This is a genomic window from Methylobacterium crusticola (genome assembly GCF_003574465.1).
Taxonomy (GTDB): Bacteria; Pseudomonadota; Alphaproteobacteria; order Rhizobiales; family Beijerinckiaceae; genus Methylobacterium; species Methylobacterium crusticola.
The window spans coordinates 1-2,665 of sequence record NZ_KZ984686.1 but is presented as its reverse complement, the minus strand read 5'-3'; the positions used below and the strand labels follow the sequence as shown (position 1 = coordinate 2,665).

2 protein-coding genes are annotated in these 2,665 nt (G+C 64.0%); one reads left to right on the top strand and one right to left on the bottom strand.

What is annotated here, in order from left to right:
* Positions 1 to 47: 47 nt before the first annotated feature.
* Complete coding sequence (locus DT057_RS05910; RefSeq protein WP_128561159.1) at positions 48 to 1,271, bottom strand: sensor domain-containing diguanylate cyclase; 1,224 nt, start codon at positions 1,269 to 1,271, stop codon at positions 48 to 50.
* 971 nt (positions 1,272 to 2,242) lie between these two features.
* Between DT057_RS05910 and DT057_RS05905 the strand changes: the two genes are divergently transcribed.
* On the top strand, positions 2,243 to 2,500 hold a 258-nt coding region (locus DT057_RS05905), incomplete at its 5' end, for a hypothetical protein (protein WP_203236200.1).
* Positions 2,501 to 2,665 lie beyond the last annotated feature (165 nt).

The following is a 2,665-nucleotide window of genomic DNA, read 5'->3' as shown; positions in this document are numbered from 1 at the left end:
CCATGATCCTCGTCAGGCGACTCGCACGAGCCTTATGAAACGGGGTCTCAGACGAACGCTACCTCAAGGTGCCGGTCCGTATTGGTGACCACTCGGCACAGCCGGTAAAGATCGTCGGACTCGACCTGAAGCTTGAACTGGTCCGGCACGCCGGCCGAATTGATCACGTCGAAGCCTGCGCTGCTTTCCGAGAGGCTGCGCACCGTGCAGTCAATCGACGAGTGGCCGCCGTTGAACGAGATCCGGCCCGCCTTCAGCACGCGCCGCCGCGCGTCTGGCTGGGCAACTTCGACCGGCTGCCACGTCTTGCATCGGTTCCGCCCGTCTGCTTTGGCGGCGTAGAGGGCCTCATCGGCACCCTGGAGAAGTGCGTCGGTGTCAGAGACGGATCCGCCGAGCGACGCTACACCGAAGCTCGCCGTCACGGCCAGAGTACCCGAAGGCGTGGGGACCCGCAGGTCAGCGAGCGCCAGCCGGAGCTTCTCGGCGACCTGCAACGCCGATCTGCGGTCCGTATGCGGCAGGAGAACCGCGAACTCCTCACCGCCAATCCGGCCGAAGAGGTCAGACTTGCGCAGGTTGGCCTGACACGTCGCGGCAGTCTGGGTCAGGACGAGATCGCCAACCGCGTGGCCATTCCGGTCGTTGACGGCTTTGAAGTGATCGAGGTCGAACACGATGCAGCTCAGATTGTAGCGGTGGCGCTGCGCCGGCGCGATTGTGCGGCTCGCCTCGTCCCGGAAGGCGCGCCGCGTCAGGATGCCGGTCAGGCCGTCGGTGGTCGCGAGCAGGCGCAGCCCGAGTTCACTCATGACGATGTGCGCGAGGTCGATCAGCACCGCGACTTGCCCGGCATCGAAGCTGCGCGGCTTTGTGTCCATGGCACAGAGCGTGCCGATGGTGTGTCCCTCGGGCGTCCGCAGCGGAGCCCCGGCGTAGAAGCGGATGTGCGGGTCGTCCGTGACGAAGGGGCTCTGAGCGAAGCGCACATCCGCCAGGGTGTCGGGCACGATCAGCGGCCGCGTCTCCTGGATGGCTACGTTGCAAAGAGCCGGTCCGCGGGCAGTTTCGCAGGCGGCGACGCCCTGGCGCGACTTGAACCACTGACGGTGCCCGTCGATGAGGGACACGGTCGACATCGGCACCTCGAACACGCGACGTGTGAGGCGGGTGACCCGATCGAAGGCTTCCTCTGAGGGCGTGTCGAGGACGTCGTAGCGATTGAGCGCCGCGAGCCGCTCCTGTTCTCTCGCCTGGGCGTCAACCTGCATGGTAGTCTCGCGAATGGGTACGAATTTTTGATGTTCTCTACCGCTAGCAGGGCAGGTCTTGATAAAGAGTGTCTTGGTCGCGAGCCCCTCGGATGCGTCCGGATTGCTGTGGGCAGCACGCGATTTACGCTGCCTTATAAGAGGGGCGGGCGCGATCTTTGGCCTGAGCGATGTGAAGTTGGCCCCAGGCGATGAAGGCTAGCGTCTCTCGCCTGGGGCCGTGCGCCTGGATCGGGGGATCTCAGGGTGCCTGTCGGAGGTAGAGCACCGCCAAACGCTGGCCAGTGAGCCAGCGTGGCAGCAGAACGCTCTCGCACCTTTATGCCGCTGCGCAGCAACCTAGGTTGTGATGGCGCATTACGATACATCAAAGGCTGTCACTCTCTCATGCGGGCCCGGGGTGCCGATGCATCTCTAGCCCAGGTCGGTCCAAGAGGTTCAAGCTGTCCAGTATCGTGCACGAGTACGCCCTCCATCTGACGGGCGAGCCCATTCGCTTAAGAAGTGAGGATGACCGCAGCTTCACGCTCTACCGTGGCCAGCAGGCGGTTCTGCGCGGGCTAACCCGCGATGAGGCACACACGGTCATCAGAAGTATCGGCGGTACGCTGGATGACGACCCAGGCAAGAAGCGGGACGCGAGCGCGGATCGGCGCACCTGACGAGATCTAATCAGCAGACCGCCGGCTCGGGGTTAGGACCCTGGCCGGCGTTTGGTCATTGCGTCCACGAGGTCAGGCGAAGGGTGCGAGCCGTCCAACCAGATGTCAATCATGACTGAGCGGGGACAGCCGTCAACCGACAGCAGAACGCCAAGTGGGAAGTTCGAGCCTTGCTGGGCGTCCGGTCTGGATCAAGAGTTGGTCGGCCCTGATGGCTGGAACCAATCCTCGCTAAGCTTTGTTCCAGCGCGACGGCGGGGCCTCGTGCGATGGGCACAGGCTCCTGTGAGACCCCGGTATGACAGACANTGCCTCCGCCTCCTCTTCGAGTTCGTGCAGAGTGGAGACGTCGAACAGGCGGGGACGACGGCCGGCACGATCATCGCATACATCTCAACGCTTGAAGGCATCGAGGCCCAGGTCGCGGCGCTTGACGATCTGCGGTCAAACCTGACGAGCCGTTGCGAAGCCGTGAGCATCTCAGGTGAGGCTGAGGACCGCCACGAGATCGTGGAGGACGCGCTGGAGCAAGCTCGCCGCACGCTGGAAAGCCAGTCAGATCCGTAGCGGCCTGCGAGAAGATGCGACACGGTGCGGAACACAACCGACGTGCGTTGAACCTCGTGAGGGCTGCCCGCCGGGTGAGCCGTGAAAACGAGGTCAGCCATGGACGAGACGCGCGGAGCTATACGGGAGATTGAGTGACGCGAGCGGCGTGAAGGCGGCGTATCG